The 25,483-nt window shown below is 56.9% G+C and carries 27 protein-coding genes and 1 pseudogene; 10 read left to right on the forward strand and 18 right to left on the reverse strand.

What is annotated here, in order from left to right; translation table 11 throughout:
• Window positions 1-50: 50 nt before the first annotated feature.
• From ELB75_RS07230 to ELB75_RS07245, 4 genes are all read right to left on the reverse strand, one after another.
• Window positions 51-689 carry a hypothetical protein gene (locus ELB75_RS07230; protein WP_126983348.1) on the reverse strand — a complete coding sequence of 213 codons (639 nt, stop codon included), beginning with the start codon at window positions 687-689 and terminating at the stop codon, window positions 51-53.
• 167 nt (window positions 690-856) lie between these two features.
• On the reverse strand, window positions 857-1,342 hold the full coding sequence (gene ispF / locus ELB75_RS07235; protein WP_126983349.1) for a 2-C-methyl-D-erythritol 2,4-cyclodiphosphate synthase: 486 nt from the start codon (window positions 1,340-1,342) through the stop codon (window positions 857-859).
• Between the two features lie 67 nt (window positions 1,343-1,409).
• The gene (ribA, locus tag ELB75_RS07240; protein ID WP_126983350.1) at window positions 1,410-2,000 is read right to left on the reverse strand and encodes a GTP cyclohydrolase II; all 591 of its coding nucleotides are present in this window, start codon (window positions 1,998-2,000) and stop codon (window positions 1,410-1,412) included.
• A 56-nt stretch (window positions 2,001-2,056) separates the two neighbouring features.
• Window positions 2,057-2,710, reverse strand: coding sequence for a GAF domain-containing protein (locus tag ELB75_RS07245; RefSeq protein ID WP_164726844.1), 654 nt, complete (start codon window positions 2,708-2,710; stop codon window positions 2,057-2,059).
• A gap of 157 nt (window positions 2,711-2,867) precedes the next feature.
• Here ELB75_RS07245 and ELB75_RS07250 point away from each other — a divergent pair, with 157 nt between their 5' ends.
• The gene (locus ELB75_RS07250) at window positions 2,868-3,734 is read left to right on the forward strand and encodes an ATP-binding protein (protein ID WP_126984238.1); all 867 of its coding nucleotides are present in this window, start codon (window positions 2,868-2,870) and stop codon (window positions 3,732-3,734) included.
• A 219-nt stretch (window positions 3,735-3,953) separates the two neighbouring features.
• Here the strand turns inward: ELB75_RS07250 and ELB75_RS07255 are convergent, their stop codons facing one another.
• Together ELB75_RS07255 and ELB75_RS07260 are read right to left on the reverse strand one after the other, a co-directional pair.
• Window positions 3,954-4,730: a ferredoxin--NADP reductase gene (locus tag ELB75_RS07255; protein WP_126983352.1), complete on the reverse strand. Its 777-nt coding sequence runs from the start codon at window positions 4,728-4,730 to the stop codon at window positions 3,954-3,956.
• Window positions 4,727-5,575 carry a J domain-containing protein gene (locus ELB75_RS07260; protein ID WP_126983353.1) on the reverse strand — a complete coding sequence of 283 codons (849 nt, stop codon included), beginning with the start codon at window positions 5,573-5,575 and terminating at the stop codon, window positions 4,727-4,729. Before ELB75_RS07260 ends, ELB75_RS07255 begins: the two co-directional genes overlap by 4 nt.
• A gap of 164 nt (window positions 5,576-5,739) precedes the next feature.
• Here ELB75_RS07260 and ELB75_RS07265 point away from each other — a divergent pair.
• Window positions 5,740-6,535 (forward strand): IS5 family transposase gene (locus tag ELB75_RS07265; RefSeq protein WP_126982325.1). Its coding sequence is split into 2 segments (ribosomal slippage): window positions 5,740-6,105 and window positions 6,107-6,535, totalling 795 coding nucleotides; the frame shifts between segments, so codons are not numbered across the junction.
• 46 nt (window positions 6,536-6,581) lie between these two features.
• On the opposite strand, the gene ELB75_RS07270 is transcribed toward ELB75_RS07265, so the two are convergent.
• Both ELB75_RS07270 and ELB75_RS07275 read right to left on the reverse strand, forming a co-directional pair.
• Complete coding sequence (locus tag ELB75_RS07270) at window positions 6,582-7,016, reverse strand: DUF4124 domain-containing protein (RefSeq protein ID WP_126983354.1); 435 nt, start codon at window positions 7,014-7,016, stop codon at window positions 6,582-6,584.
• 85 nt (window positions 7,017-7,101) lie between these two features.
• A complete protein-coding gene (locus ELB75_RS07275; protein WP_126983355.1) occupies window positions 7,102-7,911 on the reverse strand; it encodes an outer membrane protein assembly factor BamD in 810 nt (269 codons plus the stop codon).
• Between ELB75_RS07275 and rluD the strand changes: the two genes are divergently transcribed.
• The 5 genes from rluD to ELB75_RS07305 all read left to right on the forward strand — a co-directional run bounded on the left by rluD (window position 7,910) and on the right by ELB75_RS07305 (window position 12,025).
• Window positions 7,910-9,028, forward strand: a complete 1,119-nt coding sequence (gene rluD / locus ELB75_RS07280) for a 23S rRNA pseudouridine(1911/1915/1917) synthase RluD (protein WP_126983356.1) — start codon at window positions 7,910-7,912, stop codon at window positions 9,026-9,028. The two genes, ELB75_RS07275 and rluD, sit on opposite strands and share 2 nt — an antisense overlap.
• A 241-nt stretch (window positions 9,029-9,269) precedes the next feature.
• A complete protein-coding gene (gene thiL / locus ELB75_RS07285; RefSeq protein WP_126984239.1) occupies window positions 9,270-10,256 on the forward strand; it encodes a thiamine-phosphate kinase in 987 nt (328 codons plus the stop codon).
• Window positions 10,249-10,752: a phosphatidylglycerophosphatase A family protein gene (locus tag ELB75_RS07290; protein ID WP_126983357.1), complete on the forward strand. Its 504-nt coding sequence runs from the start codon at window positions 10,249-10,251 to the stop codon at window positions 10,750-10,752. The genes thiL and ELB75_RS07290 overlap by 8 nt, the downstream gene beginning before the upstream one ends.
• Window positions 10,753-10,960: 208 nt before the next feature.
• Window positions 10,961-11,242: a DUF4279 domain-containing protein gene (locus ELB75_RS12875; protein ID WP_241236049.1), complete on the forward strand. Its 282-nt coding sequence runs from the start codon at window positions 10,961-10,963 to the stop codon at window positions 11,240-11,242.
• 195 nt (window positions 11,243-11,437) lie between these two features.
• Entirely contained in the window at window positions 11,438-12,025 is a 588-nt protein-coding gene (locus ELB75_RS07305; protein ID WP_126983359.1) for a Z-ring associated ZapG family protein, read from the forward strand.
• 76 nt (window positions 12,026-12,101) lie between these two features.
• Here ELB75_RS07305 and ELB75_RS07310 read toward each other — a convergent pair whose 3' ends face one another.
• Together ELB75_RS07310 and clpB are read right to left on the reverse strand one after the other, a co-directional pair.
• Window positions 12,102-12,734, reverse strand: coding sequence for a tellurite resistance TerB family protein (locus tag ELB75_RS07310; RefSeq protein ID WP_126983360.1), 633 nt, complete (start codon window positions 12,732-12,734; stop codon window positions 12,102-12,104).
• Window positions 12,735-12,876: 142 nt separating this feature from the next.
• Entirely contained in the window at window positions 12,877-15,450 is a 2,574-nt protein-coding gene (gene clpB / locus ELB75_RS07315) for an ATP-dependent chaperone ClpB (RefSeq protein WP_126983361.1), read from the reverse strand.
• Between the two features lie 162 nt (window positions 15,451-15,612).
• On the opposite strand from clpB, the gene ELB75_RS07320 reads away from it, so the two are divergent.
• On the forward strand, window positions 15,613-16,062 hold the full coding sequence (locus ELB75_RS07320; protein WP_126983362.1) for an acyl-CoA thioesterase: 450 nt from the start codon (window positions 15,613-15,615) through the stop codon (window positions 16,060-16,062).
• Window positions 16,059-16,973, forward strand: a complete 915-nt coding sequence (locus tag ELB75_RS07325; protein ID WP_126983363.1) for a tyrosine-type recombinase/integrase — start codon at window positions 16,059-16,061, stop codon at window positions 16,971-16,973. Before ELB75_RS07320 ends, ELB75_RS07325 begins: the two co-directional genes overlap by 4 nt.
• 215 nt (window positions 16,974-17,188) lie before the next feature.
• On the opposite strand, the gene ELB75_RS12500 is transcribed toward ELB75_RS07325, so the two are convergent.
• The 8 genes and pseudogenes from ELB75_RS12500 to ccoN all read right to left on the reverse strand — a co-directional run bounded on the left by ELB75_RS12500 (window position 17,189) and on the right by ccoN (window position 23,443).
• On the reverse strand, window positions 17,189-17,356 hold the full coding sequence (locus ELB75_RS12500; protein ID WP_164726846.1) for a hypothetical protein: 168 nt from the start codon (window positions 17,354-17,356) through the stop codon (window positions 17,189-17,191).
• A gap of 88 nt (window positions 17,357-17,444) precedes the next feature.
• Window positions 17,445-17,723: a hypothetical protein gene (locus ELB75_RS07330; RefSeq protein ID WP_126983364.1), complete on the reverse strand. Its 279-nt coding sequence runs from the start codon at window positions 17,721-17,723 to the stop codon at window positions 17,445-17,447.
• A gap of 56 nt (window positions 17,724-17,779) precedes the next feature.
• Window positions 17,780-18,613 (reverse strand): PHP domain-containing protein, encoded by an 834-nt coding sequence (locus ELB75_RS07335; RefSeq protein ID WP_126983365.1) that lies wholly within the window; start codon window positions 18,611-18,613, stop codon window positions 17,780-17,782.
• A 74-nt stretch (window positions 18,614-18,687) separates the two neighbouring features.
• The gene (serS, locus tag ELB75_RS07340) at window positions 18,688-19,980 is read right to left on the reverse strand and encodes a serine--tRNA ligase (RefSeq protein ID WP_126983366.1); all 1,293 of its coding nucleotides are present in this window, start codon (window positions 19,978-19,980) and stop codon (window positions 18,688-18,690) included.
• 120 nt (window positions 19,981-20,100) lie between these two features.
• Window positions 20,101-21,108: pseudogene (gene ccoP, locus ELB75_RS07345) on the reverse strand (cytochrome-c oxidase, cbb3-type subunit III); the annotation flags it as partial.
• Entirely contained in the window at window positions 21,105-21,317 is a 213-nt protein-coding gene (locus ELB75_RS07350; protein ID WP_126983368.1) for a hypothetical protein, read from the reverse strand. The gene ELB75_RS07350 and the pseudogene ccoP, both read right to left, overlap by 4 nt.
• 14 nt (window positions 21,318-21,331) lie before the next feature.
• The gene (gene ccoO, locus ELB75_RS07355; protein ID WP_126983369.1) at window positions 21,332-21,958 is read right to left on the reverse strand and encodes a cytochrome-c oxidase, cbb3-type subunit II; all 627 of its coding nucleotides are present in this window, start codon (window positions 21,956-21,958) and stop codon (window positions 21,332-21,334) included.
• Between the two features lie 36 nt (window positions 21,959-21,994).
• Window positions 21,995-23,443 (reverse strand): cytochrome-c oxidase, cbb3-type subunit I, encoded by a 1,449-nt coding sequence (gene ccoN / locus ELB75_RS07360; protein ID WP_126983370.1) that lies wholly within the window; start codon window positions 23,441-23,443, stop codon window positions 21,995-21,997.
• Window positions 23,444-23,707: 264 nt separating this feature from the next.
• On the opposite strand from ccoN, the gene ELB75_RS07365 reads away from it, so the two are divergent.
• Complete coding sequence (locus ELB75_RS07365; protein WP_126983371.1) at window positions 23,708-25,447, forward strand: M61 family metallopeptidase; 1,740 nt, start codon at window positions 23,708-23,710, stop codon at window positions 25,445-25,447.
• Window positions 25,448-25,483: the final 36 nt, after the last annotated feature.

Here is a 25,483-nt window from a genome sequence, read left to right on the forward strand (position 1 = left end):
GGGAGTTTGGGTATGCGGTCGCCCTGCCCTTTTGCTTTGGCGGACGGGGTTTAGAACTTTGCCCAGCCGGCAAAATCTTTTTTAATTTCCCAGCCTTTTTTCGTAAGCCCGGCGGCATCGGTGGGGAATAAATCCATGATGCAGTCTTGCCATGCGCCGGAAAGGCCTTCCTTGCAGGGGTAGGCGTATTGCGTTTGTTTCCGCAAGCGCAAACCGGCTTGCAGCAGCGCGCTGAGGCGGTTGAGCAATTCGTGCACGGCGGTTTCGCCCAGTTCGTCGAAATAATCTTGGCGGAAGCTGAGCAGCAGGCCGCTCTGCGGCAGGCCGACATAGGTGGCGTCATGCAGCATCAGGGTAAGTGCCGGTGTGGTGTCTTGCTTGGAACAGGTAACGGGGCTGGGGAAATCGGCACTGAGGTAGGAAAATTTAAAGGTTTCCGGCTGGGCGCTGAGGTAGTAGTTATCGGCAAGTTTTTGCAACACTTCCGAGCGCCACGATAGGCGGCCGAGTTTGACTTTCCCGTTGCTGTCATATTGGCTGGCACCGATGCGCGGTATGCCTTTGATTTTTCCTGCGAAGGGGGTGATTTCGCTGATGAAGGTGGGCCAGAAGGCGCGGTTTTCAAGGTGTTGCTTGATGCTGAGCGGGGCGAGGAGAATGAAGTTTTGGTGGAGATTGGTGAATTTCATCGTACGGCCTTTCTAGCGGGTGGCAGAGAGGCTACCTGAAAAAGGAAGGAGGGGAAAATCCGGTTTCAGGTAGCCTGATGGGGCTTGAGGCTACCTGAAAAACGGGCGGCTTGGCAAATCCGCGCCCCTGCCGCCCGTTTTTTGTTTTTATATGCGGGCTTCGGGTTTTATCCGACGGCCTTTTCCAGCAGCACCACGGCTTGGGCTTCGATGCCTTCCATGCGGCCGAGGTAGCCGAGTTTTTCGTTGGTTTTGCCTTTGATATTGACGCAGTTCTCAGCCAGCCCCAAGTCGGCAGCGATGTTGGCGCGCATGGCGCCGATATGGGGGCGCAGTTTGGGCTGCTGGGCGATGACGGTGCTGTCCACGTTCACAACGCGCCAGCCTTGGGCTTGCACGGCGGCGTAGGCTTGGCGCAGCAGGGCGCGGCTGTCGGCGTCTTTATGTTCGGCGGCGGTGTCGGGGAAGTGGGTGCCGATGTCGCCCAAGGCGGCGGCGCCGAGCAGGGCATCGGTGACGGCATGTAGTAGGGCGTCGGCGTCGGAGTGGCCGAGCAGGCCTTTTTCAAAGGGGATGGTTACGCCGCCGAGGATGAGCGGGCGGCCGGGCACGAGCTGGTGGACGTCGTAGCCTTGTCCGATGCGGAGGGTCATGGAAGTTGCCTTTGTTGGGTGGATTTTAGGTTTCAGGTAGCCTTGGGGCGGGAGGCTACCTGAACAATCAGTTGTCGATCAAATGGCCGAGTTTGGCGGCTTTGGTTTTCAGGTAGCCTGTATTCTCGCTGTTTTGCCCCACCAAAAGCGGCACGCGTTCGGTGATTTGAATGCCGCTTTGTGCCATTTTGCTGACTTTATCGGGATTGTTGGTGAGCAGGCGGATGGAGCGGACGCCGAGGTGTTGGTAGATAGCTTGGGCCAAGCTGAAATCGCGGGCGTCTACGGGCAGGCCGAGCGCGAGGTTGGCTTCTACGGTGTCGAGGCCTTGGTCTTGCAGCGCGTAGGCGCGGATTTTATTGATGAGGCCGATGCCGCGCCCTTCTTGGCGCAGATACACAATCACGCCGCGCCCTTCGCGCTGCACGGCCTGCATGGCGGCTTGCAGCTGGGGGCCGCAGTCGCATTTTTGCGAAAACAGCGCGTCGCCGGTGAGGCATTCGGAGTGGATGCGGGAGAGCACGGGCTCGCCGTTGGCGATGTCGCCCATGCTCAGGGCGATGTGTTCTTGGCCGCCAGGCTCTTCGAAGCCGTGCATGGTGAAGACGCCGTATTCGGTAGGCAGGCGGCAGGAGGCGATGAATTTTAGCGGGGTCATGGTAGTTACTTGTTGTGTTGTGTGTGGAATGGTTGTGTTGAAGTTTCAGGTAGCCTTTATTCGGTGCCTTCTTCCGGTTGCAACAAGGCGGCGAGCGGTTCGGCCAGGGCGAGAGCCAGGCCGACCCAGATGCTTTGGGCGGCTTCGTCGAAGGCGGCGGTGTGGCCATGCTCGAGATACACCACGCCGAGCACGCAGCCGTTTTCGGCGCATACCGGCACGGCCAGCTGGCTGCCGGGGCGGTGTCGGCTGCCGGCAAGGTCGCCGTTTTGCAGCCATTGGGCAACATCGTCTATTTGGTTCAGCCAGCCGGTTTGCGCGCTGCGCGCGGCCAGGTGGACAGTGTGTGCAGCTTCTAAGTCTTGCTCTACCGCGAGCAGCTTTTCCAGCGGCTCGCCTTGCGCCACCAGGTGCAACAGGCAGCCCGGCGTGTGCAGCAGATACACAGCGGCACTGCGGCATGGGCTGGCGGTGTAGGCGGAATCGAGCGCCATAAAGATTTGGCGCAGCCGGGCGTGGTGCGCTTCGTTGCGCGGCAGATGCTGCTCCAATGCGCCGTCTGCCCCGCGATACCACAGGATTTCCGGCTCAATCTCCGCCCTGCCCGCCGCCATCACGCTGTCGGCGGTGAGCATAGCTATCTGCACCGCCTCTGCCGGCAGTTTCAGGCCTTGGGTGCGCAGGTAGTCTTGAATCAATGCGGTGCTCATGGCGGCTTTTCTGAAAAATGGGCAATGATACTGCCAGAGCGGGCAAATGACAATTTCCATTGCCATAGCAACCGGCTATCGCCGCCCTGCCCCTTGTGCCGTACCGCCATTTTCAGGTAGCCTTCTCTCCTTTGATAACCAGCCATCCAACCGCGCCATGAAACTCAAACCCTTCCTCACGCAAGCCGCCTCCGTACTGCGCCGCCTCGACCAAATCCTGCCGCCCGAACAGCGTGAACCCGATTGGCAAGCCATCGCCTTCCGCTGGCAGAAACACGGCAACGGCGGCTTGCTCACCGCCCTGCCCCGCCCGCACACTTTTCCCCTCGCCCGCCTGTGCTCCGTCAGCCCGCAAACCCAGCGCCTGGTGCGCAACACCGAGCAATTCCTCGCTGGCCGCCCAGCCAACAACGCCCTGCTCACCGGTGCGCGCGGCACGGGCAAATCCTCGCTCATCAAAGCCCTGCTGCACGAATACGCCGAGTGCGGCCTGCGCCTGATCGAAGTGGACAAACACGACCTGGTCGGCCTGCCCGCCCTGCTCGATTTGCTCGCCCCGCGCAGCGAAAAATTCATCGTTTTTTGCGACGATCTCTCCTTTGAAGATGGCGAAGACAGCTACAAAGCCCTCAAAACCGCACTGGACGGCGGCCTCTCCCGCCGTGCCGACAATGTGTTGGTGTATGCCACCTCCAACCGCCGCCACCTGATGACCGAGCACATGGCCGACAACCTCGCCCACACCGGCGAGCGCGGCGAAGTACACCCGCAGGAAGCCGTGGAAGAAAAAGTCTCCCTCTCCGACCGCTTCGGCCTTTGGCTCAGCTTCTACCCCTTCAGCCAAGAAGACTATCTCGCCGCCGCCGAAAGCTGGCTGGCCGATGCCGGCCTGCCGCTGGACGACACCACCCGCCGCGCCGCCCTCCAATGGTCGCAAATGCGCGGCAGCCGCTCCGGCCGCACCGCCTACCAGTTCGCCTGTGATTGGGCCGGCCGCCTGCCGCACGAACGGGAAGTGGATTAGCCGTTTGAAATATAGTGAATTAACAAAAATCAGGACAAGGCAGCGAGCCGCAGACAGTACACACGTTACGGCAAGGTGAGCCAACGCTGTACTAGTTTTTGCTAATTCACTATAAATACAAATCAAAGGCTACCTGAAACCTCGGTTTGGGTTCCAGGTAGCCTTTTCCAATACCAACATCGGTACACCGCTACCGAAGGCGGCGGAAGCCAATGCGCCTTAAAAGCCGTTTTCCATCATGATGTGGCCGGGGATGCGGTTGCGGTGCATGGCAAAGCCGAACTTGAGCAGGGCTTGGAAGGTGTCTTTCACCATGGCGGGGTTGCCGCACAGCATGAAGCGGCTGCGCTCGGTGGTGAACGGCAGGCCGAAGGCCTGGCTGAGGCTGCCGTTTTCCAACAGCTGTGGCAAGCGTTGATTGAGGCTGCCGGGCTGCTGCTCGCGGGTGAGCACGGAAACGAAGCGCAGTTTATCGTAATACTCGCCCACTAATGGGTGTTCGGCCAAATCGCGGATACGCTGGTTGAACACGGCTTCGTTCGCATGGGAAACGGAATGAGTCAGGGCAAGATGGTCGAAACGCTGCCAAATCTGCGGCTGCTGCAAAATGGAGAGGAAGGGGGCAATGCCGGAGCCGGTGCTGAGCATGATGAGGTCGCTGCCGTCGGGGAAGCGTTCGGGCAACAGGAAGCCGGTGGCGGTTTTATCGAGCAGGATAGTGCTGCCGGCTTCCATCTGTTCAAACCGAGCCGACATGGGGCCGCCTTCGATGAGCACGGCGAAGTATTCGAGGGTGTCGTCGTATTCGGCGGAAACCACGGAATAGGCGCGCCAGATGAAGCCGCTGCCTTCGGGAAAGCCGAGGCGGGAAAATTGGCCGGCGGCAAAACGGTATTCTTCGGGGCGGCTGATGGCGAAACTCATCAGTTTGGGCGTGTGGCGTTTTACCCAAAGTACGGTTTCTTCTGTATATTTGGCGGCGGGAGAGGCGCTCATGATTGTCCTTGCTGTGTGGGCGGGAGGGTGATGCTGGCATCGGGATAGACCGGCGCATCATTTTGTTTTTCTATTTGCCAAACATCGGTTTGGGTATGGCGGCCGCTGTCTAAGTCGAGATAGAGCAGGCGGTATTGGCCGGCGCCGAGTTCGTAGAGGGTGAAGAACCCCTTCTCGGGCATGTAGAAAGTGCGGATGTTTTGCCAGCTGCCGTCTTGCTGCATTTGCAGCTCCACCATGCGGTCGGCGCCGTGGTTGGCGATACTGGCGATGGACATGCCGTTTTGCGCGGCCACGGGGTAGCCGGAAATATAGTCGGAAAAATACGGCCAGATGTTGCCGTTGGGGGCTTTGGCCGGGCGTTGGTAGGCGCTGCCCTGGGCGGCCAGCTGGCTTACGGCAGAAGGCGTATCTTGAGGCGCAGCTGGAGTTTTATCCAGCCACCACCAAAGCTGCAACACCAGCAGCCCAAGCAACAGGCCGGTGCCGAACACCAGCCAAAATGCTTTATTCGCACGCAGCCGCTGCCACTGCGCTTTCAGCTTCTGAGGCCAAGGCATCAGCTTGGCCTGCTGCCGTGCGGCGGCTTGTTGCAGCAAGGGATTGGTGGCTTTGGCTTGTCGCTGGGCGGCAATCCAGGCATCGTGCCGTTTGCGCTGTTCGGGATCGGACAACACGGCGTAGGCCTTGTTTACCATCTGCATGATGCGCAGGGCTTCTGGGTTGTCGGGATTGAAATCGGGATGATAGCGTTTCGACAGGCGGAGGTAGGCCTCGCGTATCTCCTTATCCGAAGCGGTTTCGGACACGCGCAGGTTGCGGTAGTGCGTGGGGATGGCGGGCATAAAGGCTACCTGAAAGCGTAAGCGGCAACGAAATTAAATCGGTTGGAATGTTAAACGGAATTTTGGGTTAATGCGTTTTTCAGGTAGCCTGTGTCACACCAAAGGCTACCTGAAAACATGACTAGACCTCTTGCGAAAGTATCCTGAAAATTTACCATTCCCAAATGAAATACGAAAACCTCATCCAAAGAAGCGATAGCGAATTCAAACGGCTCACAGGTGTAACGCCCGTCCTGTTTCATGAAATGCTGCAAGTCACCACAGAAGCAGAAAGCCGGAAGGTCAAGTCAGGCAGGCCGCATACGCTCGGTTTGGCAGACCAACTGCTGCTTACCCTAAGCTATCTGCGCCATTACCATACCCAACTCGAATTGGCCGCCATCTACGGCCTTTCCGAAAGCAATGTCTGCCGCACCATCCGTAAAACCGAGGACGCCCTCATCCGTTGCAAACGCTTCTCCCTGCCAAAGCACAAGAATCCGGGCGACCAAACGGTCATCATTGACGTTACCGAAAGCCCGATTGAACGTCCCAAAAAAACAGCGGCAGTATTACAGCGGCAAGAAAAGGCGGCACACGGTTAAAATCCGGGTCATATACGGCAGGGAAACGGAAAAAATCATCAGCATCCGGACGGGGATGGGTGCCCGGCATGACATGCGTTTAGCCAAGAGGCACCTTGCAGAGCTTTATCCCTACAAAATAGTCATCGCGGATAAGGGTTATCAAGGATTGGCCAAAACCGGATTACAGACCCCGAAAAAGAAATCCAAACGTCATCCGCCGGACAAACAGGATAAAGAGGCGAACAGGCGGTTAGGCAAACTCAGAACCGTCATCGAGCACATCAACAGGAAACTGAAGATATTCAAAATATTGTCGCTGCCTTACCGCAACAGGCGGAAACGGTTCGGGTTAAGGGCAAATCTGATTGCAGGACTGGTTAATGCGATGGGATGAATATTTTCGCAAGAGGTCTACTGCAAGAAATTAAAGCACAACCGGATTATTTGTTCAGGCTGTTCACTTCCTGCCGGGCTTTGTTCACTTCCTCTTCCAGCTTGCCGATGCGCTCCAGATAACGGGCGTAGTTGCGCTCGTTGCCGTAGCGCACTTTGCGGCCTTCTTCCAGATTGCGTTCGGCCTGACGCAGGCGTTCGTTGGCCGCCTGGCGCTGGCTTTCGTTAACGGCAGGCTGGGCAGCCGGGGCGGCAGGCTCGGGGGTGGTAGCGGGGCTATTGTAGCTCGGATAGCTGGGCGCGGTGCTGACCGGGGCGGGATAGGTGGTTACACGGCCGAGGTTGGCGGCGCGGCAGTTGGGGCCGGGGGTGGCGGTGTAGGTGCGGCGGCCTTGGCGGTCGGTGCACTCGTAGGTGTTGGCGCTGGCTGCAGCGCAGAAGCCCAGCAGGCAGGCGGCAAAGAGGGGGGATAATTTTTTCATGTTCATATCCTTATTTTGAAGTAAGACGTTCCGGCTGATAAAGGCTACCTGAAAAACCGCTTTCAGGTAGCCTCCAAGTTCTATACTACTTCCAATAGCGCCACCACGGAATATCATTTGGCTGCCATTCTTTCTGCAAATAGGGGCTTTGCGGGAAGTTTCGCGCCAGCACACGGCGGGTGTCGTTGCTCAGTTCCGGTTTTTCCAAACGGGCGTAGGCGGTCATCATAATCGCCAGCGCCTCTTCCATATAGCGCGTATTCTGATAGCGGCTCACAATCCCCTGCGCACGGTTGGCGGCGGCCAAGTAAGCGCCGCGCTGCATATAGTAGCGGGCGATGGCCATTTCGTTGCCGCCCAGCGCATCCACCAGGCGCGTCATTTTCTCGCGCGCGTCGTTGGCGTATTTGCTATCGGGGAAGCGGGTGATGAGCTCGTTAAACACCTGATAGGCTTCGCGGTTTGCTTTCGGGTCGCGGTCGGACCAATCCTGCGAGGCCAGCTTGTTGAAGATGGATTTGTCTTGATTGAGCACAATCAAGCCCTTCAGATACAGCGCATAATCGGTATTCGGGTGGTTGGGATACAGCTTCAAAAACTGCTCCACATGCGCCAAGGCCTGCGGCTGCTGTTCGTCTTTGTAATACACATAAGCCGTATCCAGCCGCGACTGCACCGCTTGGCGGGTGTTGGGGAAACGCGCCCGCAAAATTTCATATAAGCGCACCGAACGGCTATAATTGCGGCTCTCCATTTCCTCGTGCGCTTCGGCATACAGCTTATCTACCGACCAATCCTGCGTAATCTGGGCATCTTGGCTCACAGCGGTGGTTGAAGTGCTGGAGCAGGCCGACAGCATCACTGCCAGGCCGGTAACTAAAAGAATCTTTTTCATGCAGAACATTTCTTCCTATACCAACAATGATGCCGATTATAACGATGATTTCGACTTTTCGGCAGGGGCAGAAGCGGAAAATTGTATAAATTTAACCGTGCCCACCGATTTGGCCGGCCAAAGGCTCGATGCCGCGCTGGCCAAACTGCTGCCCGATTATTCCCGCAGCCGCCTGAGCACTTGGATTAAAGACGGCAACGTATTGCTCAACGGCCAAGTTGCCCGCCCCAAAGAGCGGCTCATCGGCGGCGAAACCTTGGAAGTGCACATCCAACACAGCCACGAAACCGCCGCCTTTACGCCCGAGCCCATGCCGCTGGATATTGTGTTTGAAGACGACAGCGTGATTGTGTTGAACAAACCCGCCGGCCTCGTTGTCCACCCTGCCGCCGGCAACTGGAGCGGCACCCTGCTCAACGGCCTGCTGGCCCACTGCCCGGCATTGGCCGAAATCCCCCGCGCCGGCATCGTGCACCGCCTCGACAAAGACACCAGCGGCCTGATGGTGGTGGCCAAAACCCCGGCCGCGCAAAACAGCCTGGTGCAACAGCTGCAAGAGCGCAGCGTGAAACGAATCTACCGCGCCGTGGCCGACGGCATCGTGCCGTTCGATGGCAAAATCGACACCCTCATCGGCCGCGACCCGCACAACCGCCTCAAAATGGCCGTGGTCGGCTTCGGCGGCAAAAAAGCCGTGACCCACATCAAAGTGCTCGAACGCTACCAAAGCCACAGCTACATCGAATGCGCCCTCGAAACCGGCCGCACCCACCAAATCCGCGTACATATGCGCGAAGCCAAACACCAGCTCGCCGCCGACCCCGTGTATGGCAACCCGCGCCATCCCTGCTCCGATGCGGTGAAAGAAGCCGTGCAACAGCTCGGCCGCCAAGCCCTGCACGCCTACCGCCTCAGCTTCGTCCATCCCGAAAGCGGCGAAACCGTACAATTCGAAGCCCCGCTGCCCGAAGACATCCACCACCTGCTCTCCGTATTGCGCTGGGAATGCGGCATGGATTCCACCCTCAGCCACACCCTGCCCCCCGCCGAGCCCGATGACGAAGACGATTGGGATGAAGACGATTACGACGTGGAAACCATCTACGTGCGCGATTAGAGGCTACCTGAAAATATAGTGGATTAACAAAAATCAGGACAAGGCGGCGAGCCGCAGACAGTACACACGTTACGGCAAGGCGAGACAACGCCGTATTGGTTTTTGTTAATTCACTATATCAGTTACAACGAAGCAAATATGCCAACCAAAGGCTACCTGAAAGCACCCGCTTCAACGAAGCGAAAACATAATGCAAGCTATGGTTTCAGGTAGCCTTCCCATTAACCAAACACCACCCGCCATGCCCAACACCGCCCCCAAACCCCTCGGCGAATTCGACTTCATCCGCCGCTACCTTGCTGCCGAACAGCCTGCCGCCCCCGAGCTCCTGCTCGGCATCGGCGATGATGCCGCCATCGTCCGCCCGCGCCCCGGCCATGATTTATGCTTCAGCAGCGATATGCTGCTGGCCGGCCGCCATTTCTTCCCCGATGTCTCCCCTGCCGACCTCGCACACAAAATCCTGGCCGTGAACATTTCCGATATGGCCGCCATGGGCGCGCGGCCGCGCTGGGTGATGCTCAGCGCCGCCCTGCCCGAGCTCAACCCAAGCTGGCTGGAAGCATTTTCAGGTAGTCTTTTCGCCATGCTGCGCCAATACGGCGTCACCCTCATCGGTGGCGACACCACCAAAGGCGACCTCGTTTTCAACGTAAGCATCACCGGCGAGCTGCCTGCCGGCCAAGGCCTGCGCCGCAGCGGGGCGCAAAACGGCGACGATATTTGGGTGTCCGGCCAAATCGGCCTGGCTGCTGCCGCCCTGCACCATATCTGGCAAAACATCAGGCTACCTGAAAACCTGTTTGCCCAATGCGAAGCCGCCCGCCTGCGCCCCACTCCGCGCGTATCCCTCGGCCAAGCCCTGCTGCCCGTTGCCACGGCGGCGCAAGATATTTCCGACGGCCTGGCCCAAGACCTCGGCCACATCCTGCGCGCTTCCAATGTGGGCGCAGAGCTATGCGCCGACCTGGTGCCTACCGTGCCCGAGCTGCGCCAATGCCTGCCTGCGCAAACTGTATACGAGCTCACCCTTGCCGGCGGCGACGACTACGAATTATTGTTCACTGCCCCGCCCCAGGCACGCCCAGCCGTGCTTGCCGCAGCCGACAGCAGCCGCACGCCCGTGGCCCGTATCGGCCACATCAACGACACAGGCTACCTGAAACTGCTGCGCGACAACGGCAGCGAACTGCATCTTTCCCAGTTAGGATTCGACCACTTTGGCTAAACAGAAACCCGCCTTCCGCCCCACTTTCGCCTGGCTGCTGCGCCGCCCTGCCTGTTTCCTCGGTTTCGGCTTCGGCAGCGGCCTCGCCCCCGTCGCCCCCGGCACTTTCGGCACCCTGCCCGCCCTGCCCCTCGCCGCCGCGCTGATGGCGCTGGGCATCGACGGCTGGTTGCTCGCCCTGTTGTGCCTGCCCTTGTTTGCCGTCGGCATCTGGATTTGTAACCAAACCGAAGCCGCCCTCGGCGTGCACGACTACGGCGGCATCGTGTGGGACGAAATCGTGGCCATGCTGCTGGTGCTCGCCTTCACGCCGAATACTTGGGCTTGGTGGCTGGCTGCCTTTGCCGCCTTCCGCTTCTTCGATGCAGTAAAACCGCCGCCCATCCGCTGGTTCGACCGTCAAGTAAGCGGCGGCTTCGGCGTGATGCTGGACGACATCATCGCCGCGCTGATGAGCCTGCTCCTTATCCGCCTTGCCGTCTATTTAATCTACTGAAAATAAGCCATGGATGCCCCCAACCTCAACGAATGCTATCTCTACTCCGCCCTCACCGGCCGAGGCTTCGACCCCGATGCCGTCAGCACCGCACTCAATCTTGCCCCCACCCGCGCCGTATATGAGGACAACAGCATAGGCATGAGCGGCAGGATATCAGGCTATTCAAGCTGGCACCCCCGTACTGCGCGGCGGCGACGTGTTCCGATTGGACGAGATCGCCGACGAACTCATTGCCGCCTTACTGCCGGTGCAAGGCAAAATTGCCGAGTTAGCCAAAGTCCACCGGCTCGAAGCCTACTTGATGGTTGTGCTCACCGTGAGCACCGACGAGCGCGACTCCACCCCGGCTATCGGTTTTTCGCCCCGAGTAATCAGCTTCTGCCACGCCGTGGGCGCCAGCATCGAATTCGATATCTACCAAGGCCAGGCCGAAGAAGAGGAAGAAGCCGGCTACAGCGCAGATAATCCGCAGCGGGTGCTGCATTAACGCTGCAAACTTTCCAAGTGCAGTGGATTTCATTTAAACCGGGACAAGGCGGCGAGCCGCAGACAGTACGCAGGTACGGCAAGGCAACGCGGTACCGGCTTAAATTTAATTCACTATAGCCTTTACACAAGGCAACAAACCACCTAAATTGCTATACAATAGCAATACCGCCCGTCCACCACAAAGGAAAATCCCATGAACAACCTGCCCCTCATCACCCAATTCATCCTGACCGGCCTCGGCGGCTTCCTCATCGGCATACTCATCACCCTGCTGTTCAAACGTGGCAACAGCAAACAGCAAGCCGAATTGGAAGAAGCCAAAAAAGCCCTGCAAGACTACCGCGAAGCCGTAAACCACCACTTCATCGACACCGCCGAAGCGGTGGACGAGCTGACCCGCAGCTACCAAAACGTATTTGCCCAGCTGAGCCGTGGTGCCGAAGAGTTGATGACGCCCGAAGCCTACCGCAACCAGCTCGAACAGCGCAGCGGCCAAAGCGTTACCCTATCCTACCTGGCCGAGCAAGCCCCGGAAGCCCATGCCGGCAACGCCGAGCAGCGCGTACAACTCGTGCCGCACGATGCGCCTGTGCCGCCGCAAAATGACTTAGACGAAGCCGACTCCGCTGCCGATGCTACCGTGTTCAACCCCGCCAACGCCACCGAATCCGCCCCGGCCGCCAGCCCGGAACAAGAACCCGCACCCGCCGCCGAGCCGGCTGCTCCCGCCCCGGCAGAAGAGGCCGCCGAACCCGCTAAAGAAACCCCGCCTGCGGAGTAATGCTTCGGCTAGAACGGATTAAAGGCTACCTGAAACTTTCAGGTAGCCTTTTGTTATGCCTACGGCCGATGCTTTATTACGCCAACTCTAACTGCCGTTCCAGCTGCTCCACCAACCCGTCATCCAGCCCCAAAGCCTGCGACAACCGAGATAAAAAGGCAATTTCGCCACGCACCAAATCGCCGCAAACCGCTCGTGCAGCCAAATAGGCTTCGGCAGCCAGCGCCTGATCGCCGCCCACTGCCTCGACCAGCTCGTTAATAGAAGCCGGGCGGGCATATTCGTTGGCCAGCCACTGCTGCACTTCGGCATCCGCACCGCCATCTTGGGCAATCAGCTGCTTTTCCGTTTCATCAATCAAGCCGTCTGCAGCGGCGGCTGCAATCATGGTGCGCAAAATCACGCGACTGCGCTCTTCAGCCAACTGCCCTTGCGCTGCAAAAGCTGCTTCGGGCAAAGCGGCCACCGTGCTGTTCGGCCGGCCTCCCTGCCAATTTTGGTAGGCCTTATAAGCCATCATTCCCAAAGCTGCGGCCGAGCCGGCCTTCAGCAATGATTTGGTGCCGCCTTTTTTCAGCAGCATCGCAGTCAGCCCACCAATTAACGCCCCGCCACCGAACGAGTTGAGCGGATTGTTATCAGACATCACTTTGTTGCCGCTTTGCTGCACGGCACCCAATACTTGGTTGAGTAGATTATTGAAATTCATATCGTTTCCTTTTTGTTTGAAGTTGTAGCTTGCGGTGATTTTCGTATAAGGCATTTCCCGCGTGAGGTAACACAGGCTACCTGAAAACATCGCTTCAACCATTTTCAGGTGGCCTGCTGTCTTAAACATTCAAGCCGTCAAATCAGGCAAACACCAATCTGCCGCCTTCTTCTTTCACATGAATTGTGCTTTCAGGCGCGTATTTGCCTTCGAGCAGGGCTTTAGCCAGCGGGTTTTCGATTTCCGACTGGATGGCGCGTTTGAGCGGGCGTGCGCCGTACACAGGGTCGAAACCGGCTTTGGCAATCAAATCCAAGGCGGCATCGTCCACTTTCAGGTGCAGGTGCTGCGCTTCCAAACGTTTTTCCAAGCCTTTGAGCTGGATTTTGGCGATGTTGCGGATATTCTCCTGATTCAGTCCGTGGAACACGACCACTTCGTCGATGCGGTTGATCATTTCGGGGCGGAAGTAGGCTTTCACTTCTTCCATCACCGCTTCTTTCACGGCTTCGTAATCCTGCGTGCCCATTTGTTGGATGTGCTGGCTGCCGATATTGGAAGTCATGACGATGACGGTGTTTTTGAAGTCCACGGTGCGGCCTTGTCCGTCGGTCAAACGACCGTCATCCAATACTTGCAGCAGGATGTTGAACACGTCGGGATGGGCTTTTTCCACTTCGTCCAAAAGAATCACGCTGTACGGTTTGCGGCGCACTTGTTCGGTCAGGTAGCCGCCCTCTTCGTAGCCGACATAGCCCGGAGGCGCGCCGATTAGGCGGGCAACGGCGTGTTTTTCCATGTATTCGGACATGTCAATACGGATGAGGTGGTCTTCGCTGTCGAACAGGAAGCCTGCCAAGGCTTTGCACAACTCGGTTTTGCCCACACCGGTCGGGCCTAGGAACAGGAAGCTGCCGTAAGGTTTGTTCGGATCGGCAAGGCCGGAGCGGCTGCGGCGGATGGCATCGGACACGGCGCGCACGGCTTCGTCTTGACCGACCACACGGCGGTGCAATACTTCTTCCATTTTCAACAATTTATCGCGTTCGCCTTCCATCATTTTGGACACGGGGATGTCGGTCATGCGCGATACGATTTCGGCCACTTCATCCGCGCCGACTTCGGTACGGAAGAGTTTGTTTTGTTTTTTGCCGTCGGGGTTGCTTTCCGCCGTCTGCAACTGTGCGCCTAATTTCGGCAACTCGCCGTATTCGAGTTCGGATGCGCGGGCGAAGTCGCCTTGGCGTTTGGCCTGCTCGATTTTGACTTTGATGTCGTCCATCTGTTTCTTGATGTCAGCGGTACTGGAGGACGCGGCTTTTTCGGCTTTCCAAATTTCGTCCAAATCAGCGTATTCTTTTTGCAGGCCGTCGATTTCTTCGTCTATCAGCTCCAAACGTTTTTTGCTGGCGTCGTCGCTTTCTTTGGCAACGTGCATTTTTTCCATTTTGAGCTGAATGATGCGACGGTCAAGTTTGTCCATCTGCTCGGGTTTGCTGTCCAGCTCCATTTTGATGCGGCTGGCGGCTTCGTCAATCAAATCAATCGCTTTGTCGGGCAGGAAGCGGTCGGTAATGTAGCGGTCGCTCAATTCTGCGGCGGCAACAATGGCGGGGTCGGTAATGTCGATGCCGTGGTGGATTTCGTAGCGTTCCTGCAAACCGCGCAGGATGGCGATGGTGTCTTCCACGCTGGGCTCGCCGACCAATACTTTTTGGAAGCGGCGTTCGAGTGCCGCGTCTTTTTCGATGTATTGGCGGTATTCGTCCAAGGTGGTCGCGCCGATGCAGTGCAGTTCGCCGCGCGCCAAAGCGGGTTTCAACATATTGCCCGCGTCCATTGCGCCGTCGGTTTTGCCTGCACCCACCAAAGTATGAATTTCGTCGATGAAAATCAGGGTGTTGCCGTCGTCTTTCGCTAAATCGTTCAACACGCCTTTTAAGCGTTCCTCGAATTCGCCGCGGTATTTCGCACCGGCAATCAATGCCGCCAAATCCAAAACCAGCAGGCGTTTGTTGCGCAGGGATTCGGGCACTTCGCCGTTGACGATGCGTTGCGCCAGACCTTCGACGATAGCAGTTTTACCCACACCCGGCTCACCGATCAGCACGGGGTTGTTTTTGGTGCGGCGTTGCAGCACCTGAATCGCGCGGCGGATTTCGTCGTCGCGGCCGATAACGGGGTCAAGCTTGCCGTCGCGGGCGCGCTGGGTCAGGTCGAGCGTGTATTTTTTCAGAGCATCGCGTTGGTCTTCGGCATTGGCATCGTTCACGTTTTGTCCTCCTCGTACCGCGTCAATCGCGGCATTGATGTTTTGTTCGGTCGCGCCGGCTTCTTTCAGGATTTTGCCGGTCGCATCGTTCTGCTGCACCAAGGCAAGCAGGAAAAGTTCGCTGGCGATATAGGCATCTCCGCGTTTGGTTGCCGCTTTGTCCATCAGGTTCAACACTGCCTGCAATTCGCGGCTGGACAGAATATCGCCGCCTTGGCCGGACACTTTCGGCAGACTGTTTAAATGCTGCTGCAAACGCTGTTTCACCTGCGGCACGTTCACGCCCGCATGAGCCAAGAGCGCGGCGGCTCCGCTGTTTTGGTCGTCAAGCAGGGCTTTCAGCACGAAGCCCGCTTCCAGATAGCTGCTGTCCGCAGCCAACGCCAAACTCTGGCCTTCTTGCAAGGCTTGCTGGAATTTGGCGGTTAGTTTGTCGTATCGCATAATTTTTTCCTTTACATATTATTTCTTGCGAGGGCATATGGGTTTGGAATAAATTTTGTCAAGGCCTTTGCAAAACAATTTTACGAAATGTGGTTGCAATACGTTCAATCATCAGGCAACAAATGCTAAGATATCCCCGTTTTTCATCAGCAGGCTCCCAATATGCCAGCCGCCCAACGCATCCAAATCAACCTGCCCGAACATTTCTGTTTTGCAACCCGCATCACGGTAGAAGTCGGCCACCTCAACTACGGCAACCACCTCGCCAACGATGCCGTTTTGCGCATCGCCCACGAAGCCCGCCTGCGCTTTCTCGCTGCACACGGCTGCAGTGAAACCAATGCCTTCGGCTCCGGCCTGATTATGGCCGATGCCGCCGTGCAATACCGCGCCCAAGCCTTTCATGGTGAAGAACTGTTGGTTCAGGTAGCCTTAGGCGAAATTGGCAAGGTCGGCTTCCCTTTTTTCGCCAAACTCACCCGCCTCTCCGACCAGGCCGAAATCGCCCGCGTGCAATGCGGCATGGTGTTTTTCAACTACGCCGCCCAACGTATCGAACGTACCCCCGCCGCCTTCCGCACCCATTTTGCCCGCCACGGAGCATCACAATGAACAGCGGTTGGACAGCGCACATCGAAGCCTGGCTGCACAGCCTGCGACAGCAAAACCACTCCTCCCACACCCTGGCCGCCTACCGCCGCGACCTCGCCTGGTTGGCCGATTTTCAGCCGCAAAGCGAACTCGCCCGCCCCTTATTTACCGCCGCCCTGCGTCGGCTCGGCCAACAAAACCAACACCCGCGCAGCATCGCCCGCCGCCTCAGCGCCTGGCGGCAGTTTTGCCGCTGGCTGGTGCAAACAGGCTACCTGAAAGCCGACCCGACCCACGGCCTAAAAGCCCCGAAAGCCCCCGAACGCCTGCCTAAAGCCGTACCCGCCGAGCCGCTCAACCAACTGCTCGACCAAGCCCCGGAAAACCCGCTCGACAGCCGCGACCTCGCCATCTTCGAGCTGCTCTACGGTAGCGGCCTGCGCCTGGCCGAAGCCTGCGCCCTCGATTTGGCCGACCTCAACCTGCAAAGCGGCTGGGTGGCCGTTACCGGTAAAGGCCGCAAACAGCGCCACCTCCCCCTTACCGCCCAAAGCATCCGTGCCCTCGAAGGCTACCTGAAAACCCGCACCGCCGCGCCCGACGAAACCGCCCTCTTTACCGGCCGCACCGGCCGCCGCCTCGGCACGCGCCAAATCCAGAAACGCCTGCAGCAATTTGCCGCCCGCCATGGCAGCCGCCACCTCAGCCCCCATATGCTGCGCCACAGCTACGCCAGCCACTTGCTGCAAAACGCCCGCGACATCCGTGCCGTACAAGAGCTGCTCGGCCACAGCCAGCTGGCCACCACCCAGCACTACACCAAGCTGGATTTCGACCACCTCGCCCGCGTATACGACGATGCCCACCCCCGCGCCACACGTCGGCAAGACAAAACTGGAACAGTGCAAGGTCAGGATAACGAAGACAAATAGAGAAATATAGTGAATTAACAAAAACCAGTACAGCGTTGGCTCGCCTTGCCGTAACGTATGTACTGTCTGCAGCTCGCCGCCTTGTCCTGATTTTTGTTAATCCACCATAGTGTTACCAGTTGGCCAGCGTGTAATATAACGAAAGGCTACCTGAAAATTTTCAGGTAGCCTTTTCTAAAGTTTAGCCAATGGCGGAGTCGCATTTCACCACGTAATCAACCCAGCGTTCTGTGCTGATCGATTTCCTGCTTTTTGCGCTCCAGAATACGCTCGATTTCCTCTTCGCGGCGCTGACGTTCGATTTCTTGTTCGATACGGCGGTTGCGGAAAAAGAAAAAGGCCACGACACCGCCCAAAATCAGGGCTAGCAAAATTAAAAACATATTCACCTCTCTTCTTAATGTTCTCAAATATCAGGCAAGCACTTTTGTACACGCAGGAATACTGCCTGACGCTTTTCGGCAGTTTGCCTTATTTGGCTTTTTTTGCCTTTTTGCTATCGTCGCCGCCTTGCAGGCGATCGGCAATAAAACCTTGGATCAGATCGCGCTTTTCCCAGAAAAAGCCCTGCATTTTACCCAAGGAATAAATCCTGTGCACCATGCCGGGCAGGCCGGCGTGCACGATGGCGGCAATTTCGTTGTTGCTGGATTCTTCGGCCATAGCCTGCTCCAGCGTAAGTTTTTTCTCAGTGAGGTATTCTTGCAGCTGCTTTCTCACATAGTTGTTGATTTCAAACTGTTTTATCATGGTTCATTTCCTTATATCGTTTTCCCGTGCACAGGCATCGGTGCGTGAATGAAGTACTACAAGCAAAATTCTTGCCAAACCGGCCGGCAGCGTTCGGGCAGTGGCGGGCAGGCGCCGAGGCGGCCGCTGCCGAAGTCGCCTATGCGGTGGAAATCGCTGCCGACGCTGGCGAGGAAACCATATTGTTCGGCGAGGCGGGCGTAGTTGAGGCGGTCGTTCCAGTCGGTGGTGCTGCTGTGCACCTCAATAGCTTGGCCGCCCAGTGTTTTGAATTCGGTGAACAAATTTCGCTGTGCGGTGGCAGAGAGGCCGTAGCGGATGGGGTGGGCAACCACGGCGATGCCGCCCGCACCCAAAATGGCAGCTACGGCTTCTTCGAGCAACGCCCATTCGTGTTTTACGCAGGCAGGCTTGCCGTCGCCCAAATATTTTTTAAAAGCCTGCTGCTTGTTGCGCACATGCCCTTGTTCTATCAGCCATTGTGCCAGATGGGTGCGGCTGGCCATTTCGCGGTTGGGCACTAATGCGAGTGCGCCCTCGCAGGCACCGGCGAGGCCTTTCTTCTCAAGCTTTTCCGCCATGCGCAAAAAACGCTCCAACCGCCCGCGCCGCAGCCTGGCCAGCAGGTTTTGCAGCACGGCATCGGTGTCGTCGAAATTGAGGCCGACGATATGGATGGTGCGTTTGCGCCAGCTCACGGAAACTTCCACGCCGTTTATCAGCCGGATGCCCAAGGTTTCCGCCTCCTGCCGTGCTTCGTCCAGACCGCCGGTATGGTCGTGGTCGGTGAGTGCGAGCAGGGTACAACCATTGGCGTGCGCCAGTTTCACTACTTCCCGTGGCGGCAGAGCTCCGTCTGAAATATTGGAATGGCAGTGTAAATCTATCATCTAATCAGCTAATTGGTATGAAATGAAGGCTACCTGAAAATCTGTTTCCGGTTTTCAGGTAGCCTTTCTTGCTTTTATGGGACGAGCTTGTCCACGCCGCCCAGATAGGGGCGCAAAGCGGCGGGGATGCTGATGCTGCCGTCGGCGTTTTGGTGGTTTTCCAGTACCGCCACCAAGGTACGGCCTACTGCCAAGCCGGAGCCGTTCAGGGTGTGCACCAGGCGGTTTTTACTATCTTCATCTTTGAAGCGGGCTTTCATGCGGCGGGCTTGGAAATCTTCGCAGTTGGAGCAACTGGAGATTTCGCGATAGGTGTTTTGCGCGGGCACCCACACTTCCAAATCGTAGGTTTTGGCAGCGCCGAAGCCCATATCGCCGGTACACAAGGTGATGACGCGGTAAGGCAGTTCAAGCAGTTGCAGGATGCGCTCGGCGTGGCCGACCATTTCTTCCAGTGCGGCGTAGGAGTGGTCGGGATGGGCGATTTGCACCATTTCCACTTTGTCGAACTGGTGCTGGCGAATCAGGCCGCGCGTGTCTTTGCCGTGCGAACCGGCTTCGCTGCGGAAACAGGGCGAATGGGCGGTGAGCTTGATGGGCAGGGTATCGGCCGGCAGGATACGTTCGCGCACGGTGTTGGTGAGGGTAACTTCGGCAGTGGGAATCAGGTATTGCGTGGTTTTGCTCTCGTCGCCGCCACGGATGACGTGGAACAGATCTTCACCGAATTTGGGCAGCTGGCCGGTGCCGATGAGGGTGCTGTCACTGACGATATAAGGGGTGTAGCACTCGGTGTAGCCGTGCTGTTGGGTGTGGGTGTCGAGCATAAATTGCGCCAAGGCACGGTGCAGGCGGGCAACCTGGCCTTTCATCAAGCTGAAGCGTGCGCCGGACAAGGCGGCGGCGGTTTCAAAATCGAGGCCAAGCTTTTCGCCCAAGTCTACATGGTCTTTGATTTCAAAATCGAATTGGCGCGGTGTACCCACGCGGCGCACTTCCACGTTTTCAGTTTCATCTTTGCCCACCGGCACGCTCTCGTGCGGCAGATTCGGAATACCGAGCAGCAGGGCATCGATTTGCGCCTGTACGGCCTGATAATCGGCATCGGCCTGTTCCAAATCCGTTTTGATTTGCGCCACTTCAGCCATAGCTGCTTCGGCTTCGGCATGTTTGCCCTGCCCTTTGAGCACGCCGATTTGTTTGGACACGCTGTTACGCCGTGACTGCAGCTCTTCGGTACGCATTTGCAGTGCCTTACGCTGTGCTTCCAGTACGTCGAAGGCGGCAGGGTCAAAAACAAAACCGCGCTGCGCCAGCTTGGCGGCTACGGCAGCGGCATCGGTGCGGAGGAGTTGGATATCTAGCATGACTTATGTCCTATAAAGAGAATTTGGCTATATTGTAAACGTGGTGTATAGGAAAGGCTACCTGGAAAATGCCTTGGCTTTTTCAGGTAGCCTTCAAATGAACGCTCTCTATTACTTAGCCGCAGGCTGCGAGGCGGCAGAAGCTGCACTGGTTGAGGAAGCAGCAGCTGGTGCGGGAGCGGATGCTGCGGCCGCTGCGGGTTTGGCGGCACCGTTCGGATGGGATTTGCCCCACACGTAGGCGGTTAGGATATGGATTTTGTTATCATCCAAGAAGCCTTCCCAGGCCGGCATTTGGCTTTGGCGACCGTTGGTAATGGTTTCCACGATGGCTCTTTCGCTACCACCCCACAACCACACTTTATCAGTCAGATTCGGGCCTGCACCCTGTACGCCTTGGCCTTTATCGCCGTGGCAAACGAAGCAGTTGGCGGGCGGGCCGTGGAAGATGGCATCGCCGCGTTTGGCACGTTCTTCATCGTGCGGCATTCCGGAGAGAGAGAGTACGTAGTTGGCGGCATTTTTCACGCCTTCCTCACCCAAGGCCGGCCCCCACGGCGCCATAATGCCAACATGGCCTTCGGCGATGGTCTGCTTGATTTGCTCGGGCGAACCGCCCCACAGCCAATCGTCGTCGGTGAGGTTGGGAAAACCGGCTTGACCTTTGGCATCCGAGCCGTGGCATTGGATGCAGTAGGTGTCGAACAGGTTTTTGCCGAAACGCTGAGCCTGCGGGTCTGCCGCGACTTGTTCCACCGGCATATTGGCAAATTTGCCGTATACGGGCGCAAACTGGGCGTTGGCATCCTGCATTTCTTTTTCATATTGGTTGGTGCTGGTCCAGCCTACTGCGCCTTTGTAGTCGCCCAAGCCGGGATAGATATACAGATAGCCGATACAGAACAGCCAAATCAGGATATAGAGGTAAAACCACCAGCGCGGCAGGGGATTGTTATATTCCTCGATGCCGTCCCAGTTGTGGCCCGTGGTTTTCACATCTTCGCCCTTGGGCGGCATTTTCACTTTGTTTTGCGATAAAACCAGCCACAGCAGCCCGATAAAGCTGAGTACGACGATGCCGACGATATAGTAGTTCCAAAAATTGCTGGTAAAGTGGGATGTATTCATTCTTGTGCTCCGTTGTCTAACTGACGGGAGGTTTCAATTCGGCTGCCGGCCTCTTCCGATGGCACATTGTCATCATCGTTCACAATCCGCCACCCTTCGTCTTGATAGTGTTCTTTGCCTTTGCGGCTAAATACAACCCATACGATGCCAAAAAACACGATGCCAACAAGGAAGGGCGAAATCTGAGACCAAATGATGGGCGCGCTCATAAGACAGCCTGATATTATTGTTGTTTTTGGATATTGTTGTTTTTCAGTGCCAAACCCAAGCCTTGCAGATAGGCGATAACTGCATCCATTTCGGATTTGCCTTCCACTTGTGCCGGGGCAGCGGCGATTTCTTCATCGCTGTAGGGTACACCTACTTTGCGCAGGGCACGCATATGGCTGGCTACGGTTTCGCCGTCCACACGGTTGCGCGCCAACCACGGGAAGGCGGGCATGTTGGAATCTAGCTGAACAGAGCGCGGATCCATCAGATGGCGGCGGTGCCATTCGTCGGAATAGCGGCCGCCCACGCGCGCCAAATCAGGGCCGGTGCGTTTGGAACCCCATTGAAACGGGTGGTCGTACACCGACTCTCCGGCCACGGAATAATGGCCGTAACGCTCGGTTTCAGCACGGAAGGGGCGGATCATTTGGGAATGGCAGTTGTAGCAGCCTTCGCGGATATAAACGTCGCGGCCTGCTACTTGAAGCGCAGTGTAGGGCTTCACGCCTGGGATAGGCTGGGTTACGGCCGGGCTGAAAAACAGCGGCACCACCTCGACAATCAGCCCGACGCTAATCAGCAGAAAGGTAAAAATAATCAGGTAGCCTACTTTTTCTTCGGCAAGTTTTTGCAGTTGCATTTTGGTAGCCTGTTCTTTTTCTGTGGTTTCGTTGCTTTAATGCTGTTGATGCTGTGTGAGCGCGGGAATGACGGCATCTACCGGTTTGCCCGCCACTGCGGTACGGTAAACGTTATAAGCCATCAGTATCATGCCAGACAGATACAGCAAGCCGCCGGATAAGCGAATCAGATAAAAGCGCATGCTTTCGCGAACCGTGGTAACGAAATCAGGATTGGTGAGCGTACCGTCTTCATTCAGCGCACCCCACATCAAACCCTGCATCACGCCGGCAATCCACATGGAGGCGATATACAGCACAATACCTACGGTGCCAATCCAGAAATGCGCTTCCACCAGTTTGGTGCTGTACATTTCCTTCTGGCCGAACAGGCGCGGAATCAGGTAGTAAATCGAGCCCATGGTAACGAAGCCTACCCAGCCCAAAGCGCCGGCATGCACATGGCCGACCGTCCAATCGGTATAGTGGCTCAAGGCATTTACGGTTTTAATCGACATCATCGGGCCTTCGAAGGTAGACATACCGTAAAAGGAGAGGGAAACCACGAGGAATTTCAAAATCGGATCGGTGCGCAGTTTGTCCCAAGCGCCGGAAAGAGTCATGATGCCGTTGATCATGCCGCCCCAAGAGGGCACGAACAAAATCAGCGAGAGCACCATACCTAAAGACTGAGTCCAATCCGGCAAGGCGGTATAGTGCAGGTGGTGAGGGCCTGCCCACATATAGGTGAAAATCAGTGCCCAAAAGTGCACCACGGAGAGGCGGTAGGAGTACACCGGGCGGCCTGCCTGTTTGGGCACGAAGTAGTACATCATGCCGAGGAAGCCTGCAGTAAGGAAGAAACCCACGGCGTTATGCCCGTACCACCACTGGACCATAGCATCGATTGCGCCGCCGTAGATAGGATAGGAAGTCATATCGAACAAACCAGCGGGAATAGCCAGATTGTTGACAACATGCAACAGCGCCACAGCCAGAATAAAGCCGCCGTAGAACCAGTTGGCCACATAAATATGCTGCACTTTGCGTTTGGCGATGGTGCCGAAAAACACAATGGCGTAAGCCACCCAAACCAGAGTAATCAGAATATCGATCGGCCAGGCCAATTCGGCGTATTCTTTGCCTTGCGTATAGCCCATTAACAGAGTAACCGCCGCCAGCACAATCACCAGCTGCCAGCCCCAAAAGGTAAAGGCCGGCAGCCAGCCGCCATAAAGGCGGGCATTACAAGTGCGCTGCACCACATAATAAGATGTGGCGATCAGACCGCAACCGCCGAATGCGAAAATAATGGCATTGGTGTGTAGCGGGCGGATACGGCCGAAGTGAAACCACGGCCCCACTTCAGACAAATTCAGCTGCGGGAAATAGAGCTGCGCCGCGGCAATTACGCCGACCAGCATTCCAACCACACCCCAAACCACCGTCATCACGGCAAACTGCCGCACTACCTTGTAGTTATAGGTTTGTGTTTGTGTTTCCATGAAAAACCTCCATTAAAGATGGCTGTATTCTTATTTCAATACCGGTTCAGCCAAACCCATGCAGCTGACACATCCGATTTTCTTATATTTATCTAGAAAGAAACCACCGCGAGCCACAACAGCAATAGACTGCGCGCAGTTTAAGCGGTATATTTTAAAGCAAAATACACACAATAACCACAAAAACAAACATATCTTTTCATCTTCCGCAAAACAGGCTACCTGAAAAAGTCATATCCCTTTCAATCGAAACGAAATAAACAAATGCCTCACTACACCGTTACCCCCCTGCCCGAACAACACCTCTTCCGCATTTGCCTGCGCTTCAGCCACCACGGCAGCCAACCTGTCCGCCTCAGCCTGCCCAACTGGGTGCCCGGCAGCTATATGATCCGCGAATTTGCCCGGCACATCGTCCGTATCGAAGCCAGCTGCGACGGCCAAGCCGCCGATTTGCACACCGTCAGCAAAAATATCTGGCAAACCGAAGAAAACACACCTGGCGACTGGATCATCGAATACGACGTCTATGCCTTCGACCTTTCCGTGCGCGGTTGCTATTTAGATAGCGAGCGTGCCTTCTTCGACGGTGCTGCCCTGTTTTTTCAGGTAGCCTCATACACTGAAGAACCGCACCAAGTCGAACTCTGTTTCCCCAGCCAATGGCAAATCGCCACCGCCCTGCCCAGACTGGATAGCCATCTCTACCAAGCAGATAACTACCGCCACCTTATCGACTGCCCGCTAGAAGCTGGCACCCTCGAAATTCTCGAATTCACCGCTGCCGGTATTCCGCACCGCATCGTCCTCAGCGGCCACTATCCCGACTTCGACCGCCAACGCCTGCTGGCCGACACCCAAGCCATCTGTGCCGCCCAACTCCAATTCTTCCCCAACCCAGCCCCATTTACACACTACACCTTCCTATTGCACCTAGGCGACCATGTCTACGGCGGCCTCGAGCACGCATCATCCACCGCCCTGCTCGCCGACCGCAGCTGGCTACCTGAAAACAACCTGGCCGAAGCCTCCGACAACTACATCCAGCTGCTCGGCCTGATTTCCCACGAATATTTCCACGCTTGGAATGTTAAATCCATCAAACCCGCCGCCCTCGCCCAATCTGACCTCAACCAAGAAGCCTACACCGAGCTTTTATGGGCATTCGAAGGCATCACCTCCTATTACGACGACCTATTCCTCGTACGCAGCGGCCGCATCAGCCCTACCGCCTATCTCGAACTCTTAGCCAAAACCATCACGCGAGTGCACCGCAACCCCGGCCATCGTAAACAAACCCTGGCCCAATCCAGCTTCCACGCCTGGGACAAATACTACAAACAAAACGAAAATAGTCCCAACGCCATCACCAGCTACTACCAGCAAGGCACCCTTGCCGCCCTCTGCCTCGACCTATTCATACGCAAACAAAGCCGGCACAGCCTCGACAGCATCATGCAAGCCCTCTATCAGGACTGGCTGACCAGAAAACAACCGCTGCATGAAACCGAATGGGAAGAGCTTGCCCAAGCCATCACCGGCCTCGACTTGCGCAATCTGTTCAACCAACTCATCCGCAGTACCCAAGCCCTACCCCTTGAAACAGCCCTCGCCCACGCCGGCTTGCGCCTACACTGGCTACCCCTGCCGCCTTCACACAACGGAGGCTGCGGGCCACTCCCCCCTATTCTGCCGGCCAATGACTTCGGCGCCCGCTTCCAGCAAAACGGCAGCGACATCACCCTCAGCCACGTACTCAACGGCAGCAGCGCCGAACAAGCCGGCCTAGCCGCCGGAGACCGTATCATTGCCATTAATGGCTATGCCGCCAACAATTTCGCCGACCAATGGCAGCAACAAAAAACCGGCAGCCAAACCGAGCTACACTACTTCCGGCATGGTGTATTGCACCAAACTAGCGCCACCGTACAGCCCGCCGAAGCCAATACCGCCTGGCTAACCATCGAAAATCCGGCTGCATTACAAGCTTGGCTGCAAATATAAAGTACAGCCATTTTTCAGGCAGCCTGTCTGGTGGCA

Source organism: Eikenella corrodens (assembly GCF_003990355.1).
Lineage (GTDB): Bacteria > Pseudomonadota > Gammaproteobacteria > Burkholderiales > Neisseriaceae > Eikenella > Eikenella corrodens_B.